Origin of the sequence: Klebsiella planticola ATCC 33531 (assembly GCF_000735435.1) — a bacterium.
Classification (GTDB): domain Bacteria; phylum Pseudomonadota; class Gammaproteobacteria; order Enterobacterales; family Enterobacteriaceae; genus Klebsiella; species Klebsiella planticola.
The window spans coordinates 42,397-60,849 of sequence record NZ_JMPP01000057.1; the positions used below are offsets into that span (position 1 = coordinate 42,397).

Below are 18,453 nucleotides of genomic sequence, written 5' to 3' on the forward strand. Positions count from 1 at the left end.
GGGTACAGAAAACAACGAGGGTCAGATCTGACCAGGCAAGACGGCAGGGAGCAGTCGCGTCAGATGGCGCGCTGCCAGAAGCTCAATAGCGTTATCGATATCCGGGGCAAAGAAGCGATCCTGGGTGTAATGCGAAACCCGCTCGCGCAGCAGATGACGAGCCTCTTCCAGCAGCGGACTGCTGGCCAGCCCTTCGCGCATATCCAGCCCCTGGACGGCGGCCAGCCACTCCACGGCCAGTACGCCGCGGGTGTTTTCCGCCATCGCCCACAGACGACGACCGGCAGCCGGCGCCATTGAAACGTGATCTTCCTGGTTTGCCGACGTCGGCAGGCTGTCAACGCTGTGCGGGTGCGCCAGCGCTTTGTTCTCGCTGGCTAACGCCGCCGCGGTCACCTGCGCAATCATAAAGCCGGAGTTGACGCCGCCGTTTTTCACGAGGAAAGGCGGCAGCTGCGACATATGACTGTCCATCATCAGCGCAATACGACGTTCGGACAGCGAACCGATTTCGGCAATCGCCAGCGCAATATTATCCGCCGCCATCGCCACCGGTTCGGCGTGGAAGTTACCGCCGGAAATCACCTCGTTCTCGGCGGCGAAGACCAGCGGGTTATCCGACACCGCATTGGCCTCAATCAGCAGGACCTCAGCGGCCTGGCGAATCTGGGTCAGACAGGCGCCCATCACCTGCGGCTGACAGCGCAGAGAGTATGGGTCCTGCACTTTGCTACAGTTGTGATGCGACTGCGAAATCTCGCTGCTGTCGGTCAGCACATGACGGTACAGCGCCGCAGCGTCAATCTGCCCGCGCTGGCCGCGCGCTTCGTGAATACGCGAATCAAACGGACGACGCGATCCCAGCGCGGCTTCAGTGGTAAGCGCGCCGCATACCACCGCGGAAGCAAACAGATCTTCCGCGTCAAACAGGCCGCGCAGCGCAAACGCCGTCGATGCCTGCGTGCCGTTCAGCAGCGCCAGCCCCTCTTTCGCCGCCAGGGTAATCGGCTCGAGGCCGACTTTTTTCAACGCCTGCAGCGCCGGCATCCATTCGCCGTCAACGCGGGCTTTGCCCTCACCCAGCAACGTCAGGGACATGTGCGCCAGCGGCGCCAGATCACCGGATGCGCCGACGGAACCTTTGGCCGGGATCCACGGCGTGACGCCTTTATTCACCAGTTGAATCAGCGCCTGAATGACGCTCAGACGAATCCCGGAGAAGCCGCGGGAAAGGCTGTTAATCTTCAGCACCATGATCAGACGCGCCATGGCATCATCCAGCGGCTCACCAATACCCGCCGCATGAGACAGCACCAGAGAACGCTGCAGGTTTTCCAGATCGTCCGTAGAGATGCGCGTTGACGCCAGCAGGCCAAAACCGGTGTTAATGCCGTAGGCGGTGCGTCCTTCGGCCAGAATGGCGTTAACGCAGGCGACGCTCTCGTTAATGGCGGCAAAAGCCTGCTCGTCGAGAGTGATGGTCAGCGGCTGTTGGAACACCTCGCGTAGCTGCGCCAGACTCAGCTGACCTGGAATCAGAGTTAAGTTTTTCATCTCAGCGTTGCCCCTGCGTTGCTGCCACCATAGGAAGATTCAGTCCTTGTTCCGCCGCGCACTCAATCGCGATGTCGTAACCCGCATCGGCGTGACGCATCACCCCGGTCGCCGGATCGTTATGCAGCACGCGGGCTATACGCGCGGCCGCTTCGTCGGTACCGTCACAGACGATAACCATCCCGGAGTGCTGCGAGAAGCCCATCCCGACGCCGCCGCCGTGATGCAGCGACACCCAGGTCGCGCCGCTGGCGGTATTCAGCAAGGCGTTCAGCAGCGGCCAGTCGGACACCGCATCGGAGCCGTCACGCATGGATTCCGTTTCGCGATTCGGGCTGGCGACCGAGCCAGAATCAAGGTGGTCACGACCAATGACGATCGGCGCAGACACTTCACCGCTGCGGACCATTTCGTTAAAGGCCAGCCCCAGCTTCTGGCGCCACTCCAGCCCTACCCAGCAAATACGCGCCGGCAGCCCCTGGAAGCTAATGCGCTCACGCGCCATATCCAGCCAGTGGTGCAGGTGCTTATCATCTTTGATGATCTCTTTCACTTTGGCGTCGGTTTTGTAGATATCCTGCGGATCGCCGGAGAGGGCCACCCAGCGGAACGGACCGATGCCGCGGCAGAACAGCGGACGAATATAGGCCGGGACAAAACCCGGGAAGTCGAATGCGTTGTCGACGCCCATCTCCTGCGCCATCTGGCGGATATTGTTGCCGTAGTCGAAGGTCGGTACGCCCATTTCGTTGAAGGCCAGCATCGCCTGAACATGGTCGGCCATCGAACGCTTGGCCGCCAGAATCGTCCCCTGCGGGTCAGATTCGGCTTTCGCCTGGTACTCTTCCCAGCTCCAGCCTTTCGGCAGATAGCCATGCAGCGGATCGTGGGCGCTGGTCTGGTCGGTGACCATATCCGGGCGCACGCCGCGTTTCACCATCTCCGGCACGATATCGGCGGCATTGCCGCACAGAGCGATAGAGATAGCCCGGCCTTCCGCAGTGTATTTCTTGATCCGCGCCAGCGCGTCGTCCAGCGAGGTGGCCTGCTCGTCAACGTAGCGGGTACGCAGACGAAAATCGATCCGGCTCTGCTGACATTCGATGTTCAGCGAGCAGGCGCCTGCCAGCGTCGCCGCCAGCGGCTGTGCCCCGCCCATACCGCCCAGACCGGCGGTTAACACCCAGCGCCCCTTCAGGCTGCCCTGATAGTGCTGACGTCCGGCTTCGACGAACGTTTCGTAGGTACCCTGCACGATGCCCTGGCTACCGATATAGATCCAGCTGCCCGCGGTCATCTGGCCGTACATCGCCAGACCTTTTGCGTCCAGCTCGTTGAAATGTTCCCAGGTCGCCCAGTGCGGGACCAGGTTGGAGTTGGCAATCAGTACGCGCGGTGAATTTTCGTGGGTTTTAAATACGCCGACCGGTTTACCGGACTGCACCAGCAGCGTCTCGTCGCTTTCCAGGTTTTTCAGCGCCTTCACGATAGCGTCATAGCATTCCCAGTTACGCGCCGCGCGTCCAATCCCGCCGTAGACCACCAGCTCATGTGGGTTCTCGGCAACATCGGGATCGAGGTTGTTCATTAACATACGCAGCGGGGCTTCGGTCAACCAGCTCTTGGCATTCAACGTCGTGCCTCGCGGTGCACGTACGTCTTGCTGGCGATATTTGCTTTGCGACATCGGGGTTTCTCCTGACAATTAACGTTGTTTACGTAGATACATATACTTGTCTATACAACTCTACGCAAGCCAGGATTTAACAGAAATGATACAATTTTGTTATATTGCGTCAGCAATCACGCTTTTGCCGACGCAAGCGATCGTCAGGACGTGAAGTGGCCCTGCAGCCGGTAGCGGCTACCCGGGAACAGAAGACGGGCGTGGGAAACAATATGCGTGGTAGACCAGGTACGGCGCCGGATTAGCAGGCAAGGATCGTGGGCATGGATATGCAGCAGTTCGCACTCTTTGGCGCTGGCCTGTACCGCTTCGACGATATGCTCGCCTTCGGTTAACGGCGCAATCAGCGACAGATAATCATGCGGCGTGGTGACGGTATAGTCCTGATCTAAATACGCCGGCACCACCGCCGCATTGACGCAGCGGTCTTCGATCTGTACCGGAATGTCGTTTTCGAAATGCACCATCAGAGAGTGAAAAATCCGCGTCCCTTCAGCGACATTCAGCGCCGCCGACTGAATAAGATCGGCTTCGGTCTCTTCCAGCAGCAGCACCTCGCAGCGGTGCTGATGGCGACGGGAGATAATCTCGTCGGCGATGCTACGCACTTCGAACAGCGCCGACTGCCCTTTCGGCTCCGCCACAAAGGTACCGACGCCCTGCAAACGTACCAGTAAACCTTCATCCGTGAGTTCACGCAGCGCCCGATTGATAGTCATGCGACTGAAACCAAACTGGGCTACCAGTTCCGCCTCGGAAGGAATGCGGTCGTGGGGACGCCAGACGCCGCGCTGAATCTTTTCGCTGATCGCCTGCTTCACCTTTTCATAAAACGGGGCAGGCGCGGTTCGAGGTTGCTGTGAAAACATAGCCTGTCTTTCCTTATACGCAATGGGCGGCGAAACGGTCAGAATATACTGAATCGTCAGCGCCACCAATGGGCGATTTGCCATGCCAGTCGGGCCGCCGCACGGGCCCCCTGACTGTCAATGTCAAACCGCGGATTAAACTCCACCAGATCCACCGCCTGCAGTTTTCCGCTGCGGCATAATGGTTCAACGATGCGCAACAGGGTCGCCAGCGTAATGCCCAGCGCGGCAGGCGCCGAGACCGCCGGCATTTCGCGCGCCGGCAGCACATCCAGGTCGATGGTCAAATAGAGCCTGTCATAGAGGGCAATATGACGCGCGATTTCCGGCGCAACGCGTAATTCAAAGGCGTCCAGCACCTCCAGATCTTCGATAACCCGCACCTGACGACGCGCGGCCTCATCCCACAGCGCCAGGGTGTTCGCCGCACGGCTGGCGCCGATACAGGTATAGTGAAAGCCGCGCTGCTGCGCGTCGCACTCCAGCGCCAGCTGGCGGAACGGCGTACCGGAGCTGGCCTGGTCAGCTATCCGCAAATCCAGGTGCGCATCGAGGTTAATGATCCCGACCTTTTCACCGGGGAAAGCATCGAGCACACCCGCGCCATGACCGAATGCCGTCTCATGCCCGCCGCCGAGAACCAGCGTGCGTTTGCCTGCGCGCTGGCAGGCTGCCACCGCTTTGCGCAGCGCCTGCTGGGCTGCCTCCAGCCCTTCACCGGCGACGCTGATGGTGCCCATATCGACACAGCGCTCGTGACCGCTGTGGCTGGCCATGTTCGCCAGCGCCCGACGCAGGGTTTCCGGCCCCTTTTCGGCCCCGGTGCGTCCGCGGTTGCGGCGAACGCCTTCATCGCAGGCGAACCCCAGCAGGGCAATATCCCCCGGCAGCGCCTGTGGCGCAAAGCGTTCGGCCCGCACGATAGTCTGAAACAGGCGCAGCGCATTGGCGGCTTCCGCGCTGTCGTCACGCCCTTGCCAGATGTCGGCGGGGGTCGGTTGCCACAATGTCATTGCATTTCTCCTCGCACCACGCGATGCCAGAGCGGACTACGCCCCGGTTCATAGACCATTTCAACCGGATGTTCAGCATCCCAGATAGCAAAATCGGCAACAAACCCCGCCGCCAGCTGGCCGTGGCTATTCTGGCGTCCCAGCGCCTGCGCGGCATGACGCGTCACGCCCGCCCACGCCTCCTCCGGGGTCAAGCCAAACTTGACGCAGGCCATGTTCATCGCCAGATGCAGGCTGGCAAAGGGGCTGGTGCCCGGATTGTAATCCGTCGCCACCGCCATCGGCACCTGATACTGACGCAGCAGCCCGACCGGCGGTTTGCGGGTTTCATTGAGGAAATAGAACGCGCCGGGCAGCAGCACCGCCACCGTCGCGCTGCGGCTCATCGCCGCAACCCCCTCTTCCGTTAAATATTCGATATGATCGGCCGAGAGCCCCTGATAACGGCTCACCAGCTGCGCGCCTCCCAGCGAAGAGAGCTGTTCAACGTGCCCTCTGACCGGAATACCGCGTGCCTGCGCGGCCTGGAATACGCGTTCAGTCTGCTGCGGGCTGAAGCCGACGTTTTCGCAGAAAACATCGACGCTTTCAAACAGCCCCTCTTCCCACAGCGTCGGCAGCAGGGTTTCACACACCAGCGTAATATAGGCATCCGGGCGGTCTTTATATTCCGGCGGCGTGGCGTGAGCCGAGAGCAGCGTCGGCGACAGCTCGACCGCATTGTTCTGCGCAAGCTGGCGCGCCACGCGCAGCATTTTGCGTTCGTTTTCCAGATCCAGCCCGTAGCCGGATTTAATTTCCAGCGTAGTCACTCCCTCGCGAAGCAGACGGTCCAGTCGCTGCTGGGCCAGCGCTAACAGCTGCGCTTCGCTGCTTTCACGGGTGGCGCGCACCGTGGAGTTGATGCCGCCGCCGTTGGCGCTGATCGTCTGGTAGGAGACGCCGTTCAGACGTTGCTCCCACTCCTGCGCCCGGCTGCCGCCGAAGACCAGATGGGTGTGGCAATCAATCAGTCCCGGCGTCAGCAGCCTGCCGCCAAGGTCAATGCTCCGCCCGGCAGGGGCATCGTTTTCAGGCACAATGGCTTCAATCCGGCCATTGCGCACCAGCAGCGCATGACCCTCCCGCAGGCCATAAGGTTGCGAATCATCAGGGTTCAGAGTGGCGAGGCGAGCATTTCGCCAGATAACGCGATCGGAGGTGGCTTCAGTCATACCAGTCAACTTGTCATGGGTTGTATAGACATTTATTTTCATTCCACGCGGAATGTCAATAAAAGCAGAGGTAATTGTTATTTTTTTGTGACCGAACGCGAGCGACGCTGCGGCCATCTGACCTGTTCAGGCGAACTTTTTCGCGCAGCGTCTTCCCGTTTCGCTCAACTTAGTATAAAAAGCAGGTTTTAAAGGACGTTATACGCGTAATTCATACCTTGCCGGCCTGACGCCGCTTGCATGTTTTTTGTATAATGCCCTGCCCAAATCATTCGGGTTGCTTTGCGGCGGAAATCAACAAATACGCCAACAGAGAGGCAGCCTGAAGAATGACAGGTCTTGTTAATTGATTCTTGCCCGGAGCAACATGAACACATTCTCAGTTTCCCGCCTGACGCTGGCACTGGCTTTTGGCGTGACGTTATCCGCCTGTAGCTCAACCCCTGCCGATCAACAGCCCTCGACGCAGACTGCGCCGGGCACCGCCTCTCGCCCTGTGTTAACCGCTGATGAAGCGAAAAACTTCACTCCGGCAAGCTATTTCCAGTCCCTGGATCCAAACGCCGCGGCGTGGACCCCGGCGGCCATCAGCATACCGTCTCAGCCTGACTTCGTCGTCGGCCCGGCGGGCGCTCAGGGCGTAACCCATACCACCATTCAGGCTGCGGTTGATGCGGCTATCGCCCGCCACTCCGATCGTCGTCAGTTTATTGCGATTATGCCGGGTGAATATACGGGTACCGTTTATGTCCCTGCGGCACCCGGGGCGCTGACGCTGTACGGTACCGGCGAGAAGCCTCTGGATGTGAAAATCAGCCAGGCCATTGACTCGGAGATGGACGTGAACACCTGGCGCCACCTGGTCAACCCGGCCGGCAAATATATGCCAGGTAAACCGGCGTGGTATATGTTTGACAGCTGCCAGAGCAAACGCGCCGCCACCGTCGGGGTGATGTGTTCAGCGGTATTCTGGTCGCAGAACAATGGCCTGCAGCTGCAAAACCTGACCATCGCCAACAACCTCGGCGACAGCGTGGATGCCGGGACTCACCAGGCCGTTGCGCTGCGCAGCGATGGCGACCAGGTCCAGATTAACAACGTCAACATTCTGGGTCGCCAGAACACCTTCTTCGTCACCAACAGCGGCGTGCAGAACCGTCTGCAAAACGATCGCCAGACCCGTACTCTGGTGAGCAACAGCTACATTGAAGGCGATGTTGATATCGTTTCCGGCCGCGGTGCCGTGGTGTTTGATAACACCGATTTCCGCGTCGTGAATTCACGCACTCAGAAAGAAGCCTACGTCTTTGCACCGGCAACGCTGAAAAGCGTCACCTACGGCTTCCTGGCCGTGAACAGCCGCTTTACCGCCTCCGGCGACGGCGTGGCGCAACTGGGACGCTCTCTTGATGTCGACAGCGCCACCAGTGGCCAGGTGGTGATCCGCGACAGCGCCATCAATGAAGGCTTCAACGTGGCGAAACCGTGGGCCGACGCGGCAATTTCCAACCGCGCGTTCAGCGGCAACACCGGCGCCGCGGATGCGAAAGGCGTGCCGCAGCGTAATCTCAACGACAGCAGCTTCAACCGCATGTGGGAATACAATAACCGCGGCGTGGGCAGCGTGGTTGTCGCAGAGCCGAAGCAGTAAATCTTCGCGAGGGGGAGCGCGTCTCCCCCTTTTTCCTCTCTTTTCCCCCTCTTTTCCTTAGCGCCGTGCTCTTTCGCGACTTTCTCTTCTGCTTTTTTCCTCCGCTGCGCCCCCTCAATTGATCGCTACCGCAGCCGCTTCTCTTGCGCGTGCAAAAAATAGCGTTTTCTGGCGAATAAATATCTGCGCTGATGCGTTTACTCTCTGTAACAACACAACGGCCTTCCGGCACGCTTCCCCGCGAAAGGGATACCGCCGGGTTACCCGCATCGTTGCCCCTGGAGACGAAAAATGAACACTCTTATCTCATCGATTGTGCCGGCTTCACGCCGCTTAATGGTTCCGGCACTGCTATGTTTGTTATATGCATCGCCGTCATTCGCCATGGGCGATAACAGCACCCAGAGCAAAACGCCGGACTGCCCCAGCGGACAGGTGTATGACAGCGTCAGCAAACGGTGCGTCCCGGATAAAACCAGCAGTCTTAGCGACCAGGATAAAACCAACTACGCCTATCATCTGGCGAAAAAAGGGGAATATCAGGCGGCACTGAACCTGCTGGATTCGCTGAAAAACGGTAATACCGCCGAAGCCTGGAACTATCGCGGCTATGCCACCCGTAAGCTCGGACGTACGGATGAAGGGATTGGCTATTATCAGCGCGCGCTGGCGCTTGAGCCCAACTACGCCAAAGCGCGTGAGTATCTTGGCGAAGCGTGGATGGTAAAAGGCCGCCGGGATTTGGCGCAGGAACAGCTCAAAGTGATTTCCGGGATTTGCGGTCAAAGCTGCGAGGAGTATCGCGATTTGCAGGCCGCCATTAACGGACATCCGGAATCCTGAAGCTCATCGCGAGGGTAAAAAAATTACTACCAGCGACGTTCGCTCACAGCTTGCCGCACATCTGGCCCGTCTTTGGCGCTACGGGCTAATTCTGTCGCACAATCGCGATATTGCCGAAGAGCTGGTTCAGTCAACCTGTGTTCGCGCGCTCGAACGGAGCGCGCAGTTTACGCCGGGCACCCGTATCGACCGGTGGCTGTTCACTATTCTCCACTCCATCTGGATTTCCGAGCTGCGGGCGCGTCACGTCCGAAGGGGGCAAGGCTTCGTCGAAAACGACCCGCAGCTCGCCACAGACGATCGCGAGCTGAATGAGGATCATCGCCAGTATCAGCAACTTATGCGTCAGGTCAGCGCCCTGCCGGAAGCCCAGCGCAACGCGGTGTTTTTAGTGTATGTTGAAGGTTTTACCTATCAAGAGGCGGCAGACACGCTATCGGTCCCCATCGGTACGGTGATGAGCCGGCTGGCGGCGGCGCGATCGACGCTGGCAAAAGCCCCCGCTACCGCCGCTGCAGCCAGGGAGAAACGCTTGTGAAATCATCCTTTTTTACTCCCCCCTATGGCGATGAGGCCATTATTGCCTGGCTGGATGGCGAAATGAGCGCTCCCGACGCCCTCCGCTTTGAAGCCGCCTTCAGAGAGGATCGGCAGCTGGCCGCACGCACCGCCGAACTGAAGAGCATCGCGCAGAATTATCAGCAGGCGTTTGCCCCGCTGCTGGAGCAGGCTCCCGTCGCGCGCATGCGGAGCCGGCTTGATGCCCATCTGGCAGCAATGCCCGCGCCGAAGAGCTCTGCACCTCTCCCGGCCTTTAGTCGCCGCGCCATGATTGCCGCCTCGCTCACTTTTTTACTCATCGGCAGCGGCTTAGGCTATCTGGCCCGTCCCGATGCCGGTGAACCTGATGAGAGCGAAAACATTCGCGATCTTGAAGCCCGTTACATGTCGCTCTACAGCGCGGAAACCCTGCTCGATATGGACAGTTCACCGGCGATATTACAGCGCGGCCTGGCGCGTACCGCCGAGGATATCGGTTTAGCGCTCAAGCCGCAGCAGCTCGCGCTACCGGGCGCCGAGCTAAAAATGGTGCGTATTCTGCGCTATGAGCGCACCACCATTGCGCAGATCGCCTGGATTCACGCGGCGTATGGGCCGATGGCGCTGTGCATCTCTCCGGACAGCCCGCAAAACGATACCAGGATAGCCGCGGAACGGCGACACGGCATGAATCTCGCCTGGTGGCGCGCTAACGGGTATCAGTTTGTGCTGATTGGTCGCAATCCTGGCGCGCAATTGCACGATAACGCCCGCCAGTTGCAGGACTTACTGTCATAGCCAACGTCGCCGTTCGGGGCGATGACCAGCGATCGCGGGCGATGTTTCGCTGAGAATTGCCGCCGGCCATCGCATCCGGCCGCTAAATATTTTTCACCCGGCGAAACTTTCTTTCTCACTCCGGCGAACTGTATAGCAGAGTCACCTGACCAGAACGCCCTGACATCGCTGGAGCTAATAATGAAACTGATGAAAAACCTTGCTCGTTCTTTGACCCTGACCGTCGCGCTTGGCCTGTCCGCCACCGCGTTTAACGCCGGCGCGGCGCTGCCCGTCGGCGCGAAAGCCCCTGCTTTCGAACTGCAGGGCGCCTTAGCCGGTAAACCGATCGCCTTCTCCCTGCAGCAGGCTTTGCAAAAGGGGCCGGTGGTGCTCTATTTCTTCCCGGCGGCATTTACCGCTGGCTGCACCATTGAGGCCCACGACTTCGCCGAAGCCAGCGATGAATTTAACAAAATGGGTGCCACCGTCATCGGCGTCACCGCCGGTAACACCGATCAGGTTAGCGATTTCTCTAAACTGGAGTGCCGCGATAAGTTCGCCGTCGCCGCGGATCCGGGGGCCAAAGTGGCCGCGCAGTATCAAACGCTGATGGAGATGAAGGGCAAGACCGTTTCCGACCGGACTTCATTTGTCATTGCGCCGGACAACACGATTCTGCTCAGCTACACCGATCGAAATCCGGATGCCCATATTGAGAAAACCCTGGCCGCCGTCAAGCAGTACGACGCCGCCCACCCGCAAACCCACTAAACAAAGAGGCCAGCGATGCTCACCGCCATGCTGGCCGCCTTTATTGGCGGCATCATACTCAACTTTATGCCCTGCGTTTTTCCGGTTATCTCCCTGAAAGCGCTCGGGCTTCTGCGCCATACGGATAACGCCGTGGGCGCTCGTCGCGAAGGGCTGGCTTTTTTACTTGGTGTGATGGTCACCATGATGCTGCTGGCCGCCGTTCTGCTGGCCGCCCGCGCCGGCGGCGTCGCTGTCGGCTGGGGATTCCAGCTGCAATCGCCGCTGGTGATTGCCCTGCTTTCGCTGGTGATGCTCGCCGCCGCGCTGAACCTGCTGGGGGTGTTTGAGGTCGGGCTATCGGCGCAGCGCGTCGGCGCTCTGGATATTGGTCGCGGCGCCTTTGTACGCTCGGCGATGACCGGGGCGCTGGCGATCGTCGTTGCAACCCCGTGCGCGGCGCCGTTTATGGCCAGTGCGATTGGCTATGCGCTGGTGCAGCCGCCGGCCACCGCGCTGGCCGTGTTTTTTGCCCTCGCGCTCGGTTTTTCCGCGCCATTCACCCTCGTTTCGCTGTTTCCGGCGCTGGCTTCTCTCCTCCCCCGTCCTGGCAGGTGGATGGATATGCTTAAACGTGCGCTGGCCTTTCCGATGTTCGGCGCTTACGCCTGGCTGGTATGGGTACTGGCGCAGCAGGCCGGTAGCAGCGCGCTGGCGACGCTACTGGCGGTCTCGGTGGTGCTGGGCTTTGCTGCCTGGCTCTATGGTATAGCCCAGCAGCGCCGCTTTCAGGGCAAAGGGCACAGGAGCCTGTTCGCCGTCACCGGGGTGCTCGCCGTCGCGGTTATTGCTCCGCTGGCCGGTCTGATTCAGGCCGATTCCGTGCCGCCCGGCGCACAGACTGTCGCGACCGCCGGGAGCGCTGCGGAAAAATGGACACCGCAGGCCGTCGAGGCGCAGCGCGGCCACGGCAAAGCGATCTTTGTTAACTTCACCGCCTCCTGGTGTATCACTTGCCAGGTTAACGAAAAGACATCGCTTTCAACCCAGGCCGTAAAAGACGCGCTGGCAAAAACCGGGACGCTGTATATGGTGGCAGACTCGACTAAATTTAATCCGGATGTCGATGATGCGCTGAATCAGTTTGGCCAGGGCGGTCTGCCGCTGTACGTGGTCTATCCTGCCGATGGCGGGCCGCCAAAAGTACTGCCGCAGCTCCTGACGCCGGGCATCGTCGTGAACGCGCTGAACCAGGCCACCGGCAAAAAAGCATAAACGCAACAAGGCGGATTATGGAAATAAACGATAGCGCGCGCGAAAGCTGGCCCGCGCTAATGGCGCAGGCGCAGGCGGGCGATCGGCTCGCCTACACCCGGCTGTTAAAAGCGCTGGTCCCGGTCATTCGTTCGCAGATACGTAAGCGAATCGCCGACGACGCGTTAGTCGAAGATGTCATTCAGGATGTGCTGCTGACGGTGCATCGGGTACGCCATACCTACGATCCGACCTACCCTTTTTTGCCCTGGCTGATGGCGATTATCTCGGCGCGGGCCGTTGATGCGTTGCGCCGTCGCGGTCGCTATCAGCAGTGGGAGATCCCCGAAGAGACGTTGCCGGAAGCGGCAACGTTAGCGGATCCGCAAAAACGGGATAGCCGGGAGGAGCTGGCAGGCTATTTGCGCCAGCTCCCCTCCCGCCAACGAGCCATTGTGGAGCATGTCCATCTACGCGAAATGAGCCTGACGGAAGCCGCTGCACATAATAATCTGAGTGTCGCCGCAGTGAAATCGCTGCTGCATCGGGCGCTGAAAAACCTGCGCCGTTTTGGAGCTCATCATGACGAATCATGACCTGTTAATAGACAAGCTGGGGCGCGACATGCGGCCGGTGAAACGCCTGCCATCGACCGGCAGGCGGGTTCTGAGCTGGCTGGCAGCGGCTCTGCCGTGCGCGGCGGCCGCCAGTTTCCTTGTGCAACGCAGCCCGACCGACTGGTCACAGCCTGGCGCCTCTCTGGCGGTGGTGCAGCTGCTGCTGGCTTTTGTGCTCGGCGCGCTGGCGATTCGTAGCGCCTTCACGATGAGTATTGCCGGTCGGCGTTCTCTCAGCTGGAAAGCCCTGCTGCCGATTGGCCTGATGTGGCTGGGGCTGAGTATCAGCAGCATTCCCTATCCGGCGCTGCGGGTGCCGGAGAGCGACAGCACGCCCTGCTTTACCTTTTTGCTGGTGGTCAGCACGCCAATGATGGTACTGATGATTGCCAGCCTGCGCCGCACCCGAACGCTGCATCCGGTGCGCAGCTTGGGGATGGCAGGACTGGGCATTGCCAGCATGGCGGTCAGTCTGCTGGCGTTTTGCCATCCGGTACATCTGCACGCGATAGATTTTGTCATGCATCTGGCGGCGATAGTCACGATCGTGGCGCTGACGGTGTTGGTTGGCAGACGCTGGGTGGCGCTGGATTAAGGGGCGTTCTCCGCTACCGATCGGGACGGGGCATCCGTCAGGTTGATGGCTCTTTGTTTGCCAGCGCCTCAGGCTGCGCTAACCGATAAAAAAAACCTCGCCGCAGCGAGGTTTTTTTCTCAGCAACTTAGTAAGCGTTAACCACCACCCACATTGGCCCCTGACCGACGGCGTAGCGCCCTTTCTCGGTCAGCAGCCCCTGCTCACCGGCGATCTCATAGACCGCAATATGGTGTGATTTCTGCCCCGCAGCGATCAGATATTTACCGCTGTGATCGAGATTGAAACCGCGCGGCTGCGCCTCCGTCGGCTGATACCCTTCAATCGACAGCACGCTGCCATCTTCGGATACGCTGAAAATGGTGATAAGGCTGGCGGTGCGGTCACAGGCGTACAGATGACGGCCATCCGGCGTCAGATGAATATCCGCCGCCCAACGTACGCCGGTAAAATCGGCAGGCATCATATCCAGCGTCTGGACGCACTCAATTTTGCCATGCGGATCTTTCAGCGCCCAGACGTCAACGGAGCTGTTCAGTTCATTCACGCAGTAGCCGTATTGTTGATTCGGATGGAACACCATGTGACGCGGACCGGCCCCTTCAACGGTGGTCACTTCCGCCGGTTCTTGCGCGGCAAGGAATCCATCATCGCTGAGGGTAAACAGGCAAATACGATCCTGTTTCAGCGCCGGGACCCACAGGGTGCGGTTGTCGGGAGAAATATTGGCCGAGTGGCACCCTTCCAGTCCTTCCACAACGGCCACCGTTTCACCCGGCAGGCCATCGATCAGCGGAGTCACGCTCACGCAGCCGGCGTTATAGGACGCGCTGAAGACAAAACGGCCCTGATGATCGGTCGAAATATGCGTCGGGCTGCCCGGCAGCGCCGCTTCGCCGGCGAAAGTCAGCGCGCCGTTATCGGGCGCAATGCGGTAAGCCAGGACGCGAAACTCCGGACGTACGCCAACGTAGAGATACTCTTTATTCGGGCTCACCACCATCGGCTGAACCTGACCCGGGGCATCCACAACCTGAACAAGCTTCAGGTTACCCTCAAGATCGAGACTCCAGACATGAATCTGCTGGCTTTCCGGGCTGGCGGTATAAACGGTTTGTTTCATGACTGCTCCTTTCCTCACTGCACAGGGAAAACGTATACATTTCATTCATCAAGCTGCTGAGCTGATGCAATGTATAGACTCTTTTAACGGTAGATGCTGAAAAATTTGCCCCGCTGGCATAGCGGTGTACCATCATGTCAGGCAATTTTTTCATCATTAACCGGAAACAACACATGACATCACGCGTGATTGCACTGGATTTAGACGGCACCCTGCTCACCTCCAACAAAACTATCCTGCCCGCCTCGCTGGAAGCCCTGGCCCGCGCCAGAGCGGCTGGGTTCCAGGTGATCGTCGTCACTGGCCGACATCACGTCGCTATCCATCCTTTTTATCAGGCACTGGCTCTGGATACACCTGCAATTTGTTGTAATGGCACTTATTTGTATGATTATCAGGCAAAAAAGGTTCTGCAGTCCGATCCGATGCCGGTTGATAAAGCGTTGAGCCTGACCGATATGCTCGCCGCGCACGATATTCACGGTCTGATGTATGTTGACGACGCCATGCTCTATGAACGCCCGACCGGGCACGTTATCCGTACTAGCCGCTGGGCACAGTCGCTGCCCGTCGAGCAGCGTCCGGTGTTCACCCAGGTCGATTCGCTGGCGCAGGCCGCCCGCGACGTCCAGTCGGTGTGGAAGTTTGCCCTCACCGATGAAGATATTCCTAAGCTGCAGCAGTTTGCCCTTGATGTGGGCCAGACGCTGGGACTGGAGTGCGAATGGTCGTGGCACGATCAGGTCGATATCGCCCGCGCGGGCAACAGCAAAGGCAAGCGCCTGACGCAGTGGGTGGAAGCACAGGGCCTGTCCATGCAGGACGTGGTGGCCTTTGGCGATAACTATAATGACCTCAGCATGCTGGAAGCCGCCGGAACCGGCGTGGCGATGGGCAATGCGGTTGAGGAAGTCAAAGCGCGCGCCAACGTGGTCATTGGCGAAAACGAAAGCAACAGTATTGCCGACTTCATCAACCGCAACCTGCTGTAATCAGGCGGCAATCGATACGCTTTTAATCTGCGCATACAGCCATTGACCTGGCGTGATCCCCAGGTCATCTCTGGCCCACGGGCTGATGCGCGCCCACAGCGTGCGGCCGCTGACGTTCAGCTGCACTTCAATCTGTCCGTGTGTTTCAAGACACTGCACCACCTGGGCCGGCAAAACATTGCGAATACTGGTCTGCTGCGGCGGCTCAAGCACCAGCGATACGTCGGAGGCCTGGATGCGAATTCGCGTCGCCTCGCCGACTGGCCGGTCGAGATAGTTCACCCAGATCTGCTGCTCGCCCAGCGCCAGCGCGGTCATGGCATAACGGGGATGCTGTGCGGCGACCGACACGTTGAGTATTGTGCTCTGCTGATCCGGCGGCAGCCACGGATGCATCACGCTGCTGCTCCATACCTCCTCCAGGCAGCCAAAGGCTTTGACGCTCCCCTCCTCCAGCACCAGCACCTTATCCGCCAGATGTTGAATCTCATCAAGCGAGTGGCTGACGTAGAGCATCGGAATATGTATTTCGCGCGCCAGCCGCTGCAGGTACGGCAGAAGCTCACGTTTACGAGGAATATCCAGCGAGGCCAGCGGTTCATCAAGCAGCAAAAGTTCAGGCGCGGTGAGCAGCGCTCTGCCAATCGCCACACGCTGCTTTTCTCCACCGGACAGGCCGCCCGGCAGGCGATCCAGCAGCGGTTCAATACCGAGCAACGCCACCAGCTTATCAAACTGCCCCGCCATACTTTTCGCCATGCCGTACTTCAGATTGCCGCGTACCTTATAGTGCGGAAACAGGCGCGCGTCCTGAAATACATAGCCCACCCGCCGCTTTTCCGGGGCCAGGCAGATGCGTTTTTCCGTGTCATTTAAGACCCTGCCGTTGAGCACAATGCGCCCTTTCTGCGGCCGGGTCAGGCCGCTGATCGCATTAATCAGGGAGGTTTTTCCCGCGCCGGAGACGCCAAAAACGGCGGTGATGCCGCTGGCAGGCAGCGTTTCATTGATACTCAGGCAGTGGTTGCCCAGCGTCTGGGTAAAATGGAGTTCAAGCATTGTTATTTCCCTGTCCGCACGCGGCTAAGGCGCGCCAGCCATTCAGAAATCAGCAGCGAAACCAGCGCCAGCACGATGGAAATCAAACATAAGCGCGCGGCAGCCCCTTCGCCGCCAGGGGTTTGAATCAGGGTATACATCGCCGAAGGAATAGTGCGCGTCTCCCCCGGGATATTGGAGACAAAGGTAATGGTGGCGCCAAACTCCCCTAGTGAACGGGCGAAGGCCAGAACGGTACCGACGATAATGCCCGGCAGCGTCAGCGGCAGCGTTATCGTAAAAAACACCCGCCAACGGCCAGCCCCCAGGGTTCGCGCCGCCTGTTCCAGCTTCACGTCCACCCCTTCCAGCGCCAGACGAATGGCCCGCACCATCAGCGGAAAGGACATGACCGCCGCCGCCAGCACCGCCCCGCGCCAGCTGAAGGCAAAGGTCAAACCGAACCAGTCATATAGCCAGCTGCCGATAAAACCACGCCTCCCCATGGCAATCAACAGCAGGTACCCCACCACCACCGGCGGCAGTACCAGCGGCAGGTGAATAATACTGTCGAGCAGCGCCTTTCCGGGGAAATTGCGCCGCACCAGCAGCCATGAGATAAAAATCCCAAAAGGTAAGCTTAACACCACCGCCAGGGATGAGACTTTCAGGCTCAGCAGTACCGCCTGCCATTCGGGATCGCTTAAAATCATTAGCGGGTGGTAAATCCGTATTGTTTGAAGATGGCGGCCGCCTGCGGTCCTTTCAGGTAGTCGTAAAATCCGGTGACGGTGGCATTTTTATGCCCGTCGACGATAGCCAGCGGGTATTCAACTTTCTTGTGCGAATCTTCCGGGAACGTCCCGACCACCTTCACACCTTTGCTCGCCACCGCATCGGAACCGTAGACGATACCCAGCGGGGCTTCGTTACGTTCGACCAGCGCCAGCGCTCCGCGCACGTCTTCAGCCGGTGCCAGTTTCGGCGCCAGCGTCTCCCAGGCCCCCAGTTTTTGCAGCGCTTCTTTCGCGTAGATCCCTGCCGGTACATGCTCCGGGTCGCCAACGGCCAGGCGGCCGCCTTTCAGCAGGCTGGTCCAGTCGGTTTTATTGTTAATCGCAATATCGCCCTGCGCGCTGGCTTTAGGCGCGACAACGACCAGGCTGTTGCCAAGCAGCGTTGCGCGCGAGGCGGTATCAATCGCTTTTTTCTCGACCGCGTAATCCATCCATTTCTGGTCGGCAGAGATAAACAGGTCCGCAGGCGCGCCCGCTTCGATTTGCCGTGCCAGCGTTGATGAAGAGGCAAACGAGGAGACCACATCGACGTTTTTCTCTTTCTTATAGGCCTTCGCAATATCCTGCATCGCATTCGTTAACGACGCCGCGGCAAACACCGTAATCTTCCCTTCTTCTGCCAGCGCGTGACCCGCGACGGAAAGTGTTAGCGTCGCTCCGGCAAACAAGCGTAACCATTGACGTGCCATCTGAAACTCCTGTAGTTGCGTTATGTAGATGACAATATAACGATAAGGTCAGGGTTTTCCCAGCGCGAATTGGTGGTAGGTAGAGGAGGATCAAAAGAGAGAGGAAAAGAGGATGGAAAAGTGAAAAAGAAAGAGGAAATGAAAACGCCCGGAAAGCCGGGCGTTGAGAAATCAGTTGTTCTGCTGGCCGCGATCTTTGTGACCTACGCCGGAGAAGATGTTAAACACTTCGCCCAGACCGTAAATCAGACCGAGGATGATAGCCATCACCACCGGGACCATGACAACGGCAAAAACCAGACTTTTCAATAGCTCTAACATGGTTGGCTCCAGAAAGTACGAATGCTTTATTGTAACCGCTTCAGCTGGAAAAACACGCCCCATTTGTGCGGTGGCTGGCCGATAACGGCGACAGATGCATCTTGCAAGATGACCGCTATCGGTCAC

19 protein-coding genes are annotated in these 18,453 nt (G+C 59.2%); 9 read left to right on the top strand and 10 right to left on the bottom strand.

What is annotated here, in order from left to right:
- Positions 1-21: 21 nt before the first annotated feature.
- The 5 genes from hutH to hutI form a co-directional block, all read right to left on the bottom strand.
- Positions 22-1,554 carry a histidine ammonia-lyase gene (gene hutH / locus GRPL_RS03715; protein ID WP_032688761.1) on the bottom strand — a complete coding sequence of 511 codons (1,533 nt, stop codon included), beginning with the start codon at positions 1,552-1,554 and terminating at the stop codon, positions 22-24.
- A gap of 1 nt (position 1,555) precedes the next feature.
- On the bottom strand, positions 1,556-3,241 hold the full coding sequence (gene hutU / locus GRPL_RS03710) for a urocanate hydratase (protein WP_032697708.1): 1,686 nt from the start codon (positions 3,239-3,241) through the stop codon (positions 1,556-1,558).
- Between the two features lie 143 nt (positions 3,242-3,384).
- A complete protein-coding gene (locus tag GRPL_RS03705; RefSeq protein ID WP_032700552.1) occupies positions 3,385-4,110 on the bottom strand; it encodes a histidine utilization repressor in 726 nt (241 codons plus the stop codon).
- A 56-nt stretch (positions 4,111-4,166) separates the two neighbouring features.
- Entirely contained in the window at positions 4,167-5,123 is a 957-nt protein-coding gene (hutG, locus tag GRPL_RS03700) for a formimidoylglutamase (protein ID WP_032700544.1), read from the bottom strand.
- Positions 5,120-6,454 carry an imidazolonepropionase gene (gene hutI / locus GRPL_RS03695; protein WP_162180121.1) on the bottom strand — a complete coding sequence of 445 codons (1,335 nt, stop codon included), beginning with the start codon at positions 6,452-6,454 and terminating at the stop codon, positions 5,120-5,122. The genes hutG and hutI overlap by 4 nt, the downstream gene beginning before the upstream one ends.
- 250 nt (positions 6,455-6,704) lie before the next feature.
- Between hutI and GRPL_RS03690 the strand changes: the two genes are divergently transcribed.
- The 8 genes from GRPL_RS03690 to GRPL_RS03660 all read left to right on the top strand — a co-directional run bounded on the left by GRPL_RS03690 (position 6,705) and on the right by GRPL_RS03660 (position 13,367).
- On the top strand, positions 6,705-7,988 hold the full coding sequence (locus tag GRPL_RS03690) for a putative acyl-CoA thioester hydrolase (protein ID WP_032700545.1): 1,284 nt from the start codon (positions 6,705-6,707) through the stop codon (positions 7,986-7,988).
- Between the two features lie 291 nt (positions 7,989-8,279).
- Entirely contained in the window at positions 8,280-8,831 is a 552-nt protein-coding gene (locus tag GRPL_RS03685) for a tetratricopeptide repeat protein (protein WP_032688765.1), read from the top strand.
- Complete coding sequence (locus tag GRPL_RS0126065; protein WP_072010705.1) at positions 8,818-9,369, top strand: sigma-70 family RNA polymerase sigma factor; 552 nt, start codon at positions 8,818-8,820, stop codon at positions 9,367-9,369. Before GRPL_RS03685 ends, GRPL_RS0126065 begins: the two co-directional genes overlap by 14 nt.
- The gene (locus GRPL_RS03680; RefSeq protein ID WP_032697711.1) at positions 9,366-10,169 is read left to right on the top strand and encodes an anti-sigma factor family protein; all 804 of its coding nucleotides are present in this window, start codon (positions 9,366-9,368) and stop codon (positions 10,167-10,169) included. Before GRPL_RS0126065 ends, GRPL_RS03680 begins: the two co-directional genes overlap by 4 nt.
- Positions 10,170-10,349: 180 nt before the next feature.
- Positions 10,350-10,922: a peroxiredoxin gene (locus tag GRPL_RS03675; protein WP_032688995.1), complete on the top strand. Its 573-nt coding sequence runs from the start codon at positions 10,350-10,352 to the stop codon at positions 10,920-10,922.
- 15 nt (positions 10,923-10,937) lie between these two features.
- Complete coding sequence (locus GRPL_RS03670) at positions 10,938-12,176, top strand: protein-disulfide reductase DsbD family protein (protein WP_032700547.1); 1,239 nt, start codon at positions 10,938-10,940, stop codon at positions 12,174-12,176.
- A gap of 17 nt (positions 12,177-12,193) precedes the next feature.
- Positions 12,194-12,751, top strand: a complete 558-nt coding sequence (locus GRPL_RS03665) for a sigma-70 family RNA polymerase sigma factor (RefSeq protein ID WP_032688769.1) — start codon at positions 12,194-12,196, stop codon at positions 12,749-12,751.
- On the top strand, positions 12,738-13,367 hold the full coding sequence (locus tag GRPL_RS03660; protein WP_032688770.1) for an NrsF family protein: 630 nt from the start codon (positions 12,738-12,740) through the stop codon (positions 13,365-13,367). Before GRPL_RS03665 ends, GRPL_RS03660 begins: the two co-directional genes overlap by 14 nt.
- A gap of 127 nt (positions 13,368-13,494) precedes the next feature.
- Here GRPL_RS03660 and pgl read toward each other — a convergent pair whose 3' ends face one another.
- Entirely contained in the window at positions 13,495-14,490 is a 996-nt protein-coding gene (pgl, locus tag GRPL_RS03655; RefSeq protein ID WP_032697714.1) for a 6-phosphogluconolactonase, read from the bottom strand.
- Positions 14,491-14,663: 173 nt separating this feature from the next.
- Between pgl and GRPL_RS03650 the strand changes: the two genes are divergently transcribed.
- A complete protein-coding gene (locus GRPL_RS03650; RefSeq protein WP_032688773.1) occupies positions 14,664-15,482 on the top strand; it encodes a pyridoxal phosphatase in 819 nt (272 codons plus the stop codon).
- On the opposite strand, the gene modC is transcribed toward GRPL_RS03650, so the two are convergent.
- The 4 genes from modC to GRPL_RS27230 all read right to left on the bottom strand — a co-directional run bounded on the left by modC (position 15,483) and on the right by GRPL_RS27230 (position 18,327).
- Positions 15,483-16,541: a molybdenum ABC transporter ATP-binding protein ModC gene (modC, locus tag GRPL_RS03645; protein WP_032688774.1), complete on the bottom strand. Its 1,059-nt coding sequence runs from the start codon at positions 16,539-16,541 to the stop codon at positions 15,483-15,485.
- Positions 16,542-16,543: 2 nt separating this feature from the next.
- On the bottom strand, positions 16,544-17,233 hold the full coding sequence (gene modB / locus GRPL_RS03640) for a molybdate ABC transporter permease subunit (protein ID WP_032688775.1): 690 nt from the start codon (positions 17,231-17,233) through the stop codon (positions 16,544-16,546).
- Complete coding sequence (modA, locus tag GRPL_RS03635) at positions 17,233-18,006, bottom strand: molybdate ABC transporter substrate-binding protein (protein WP_032688777.1); 774 nt, start codon at positions 18,004-18,006, stop codon at positions 17,233-17,235. The genes modB and modA overlap by 1 nt, the downstream gene beginning before the upstream one ends.
- Before the next feature lie 171 nt (positions 18,007-18,177).
- On the bottom strand, positions 18,178-18,327 hold the full coding sequence (locus tag GRPL_RS27230; protein ID WP_032688779.1) for an AcrZ family multidrug efflux pump-associated protein: 150 nt from the start codon (positions 18,325-18,327) through the stop codon (positions 18,178-18,180).
- Positions 18,328-18,453: the final 126 nt, after the last annotated feature.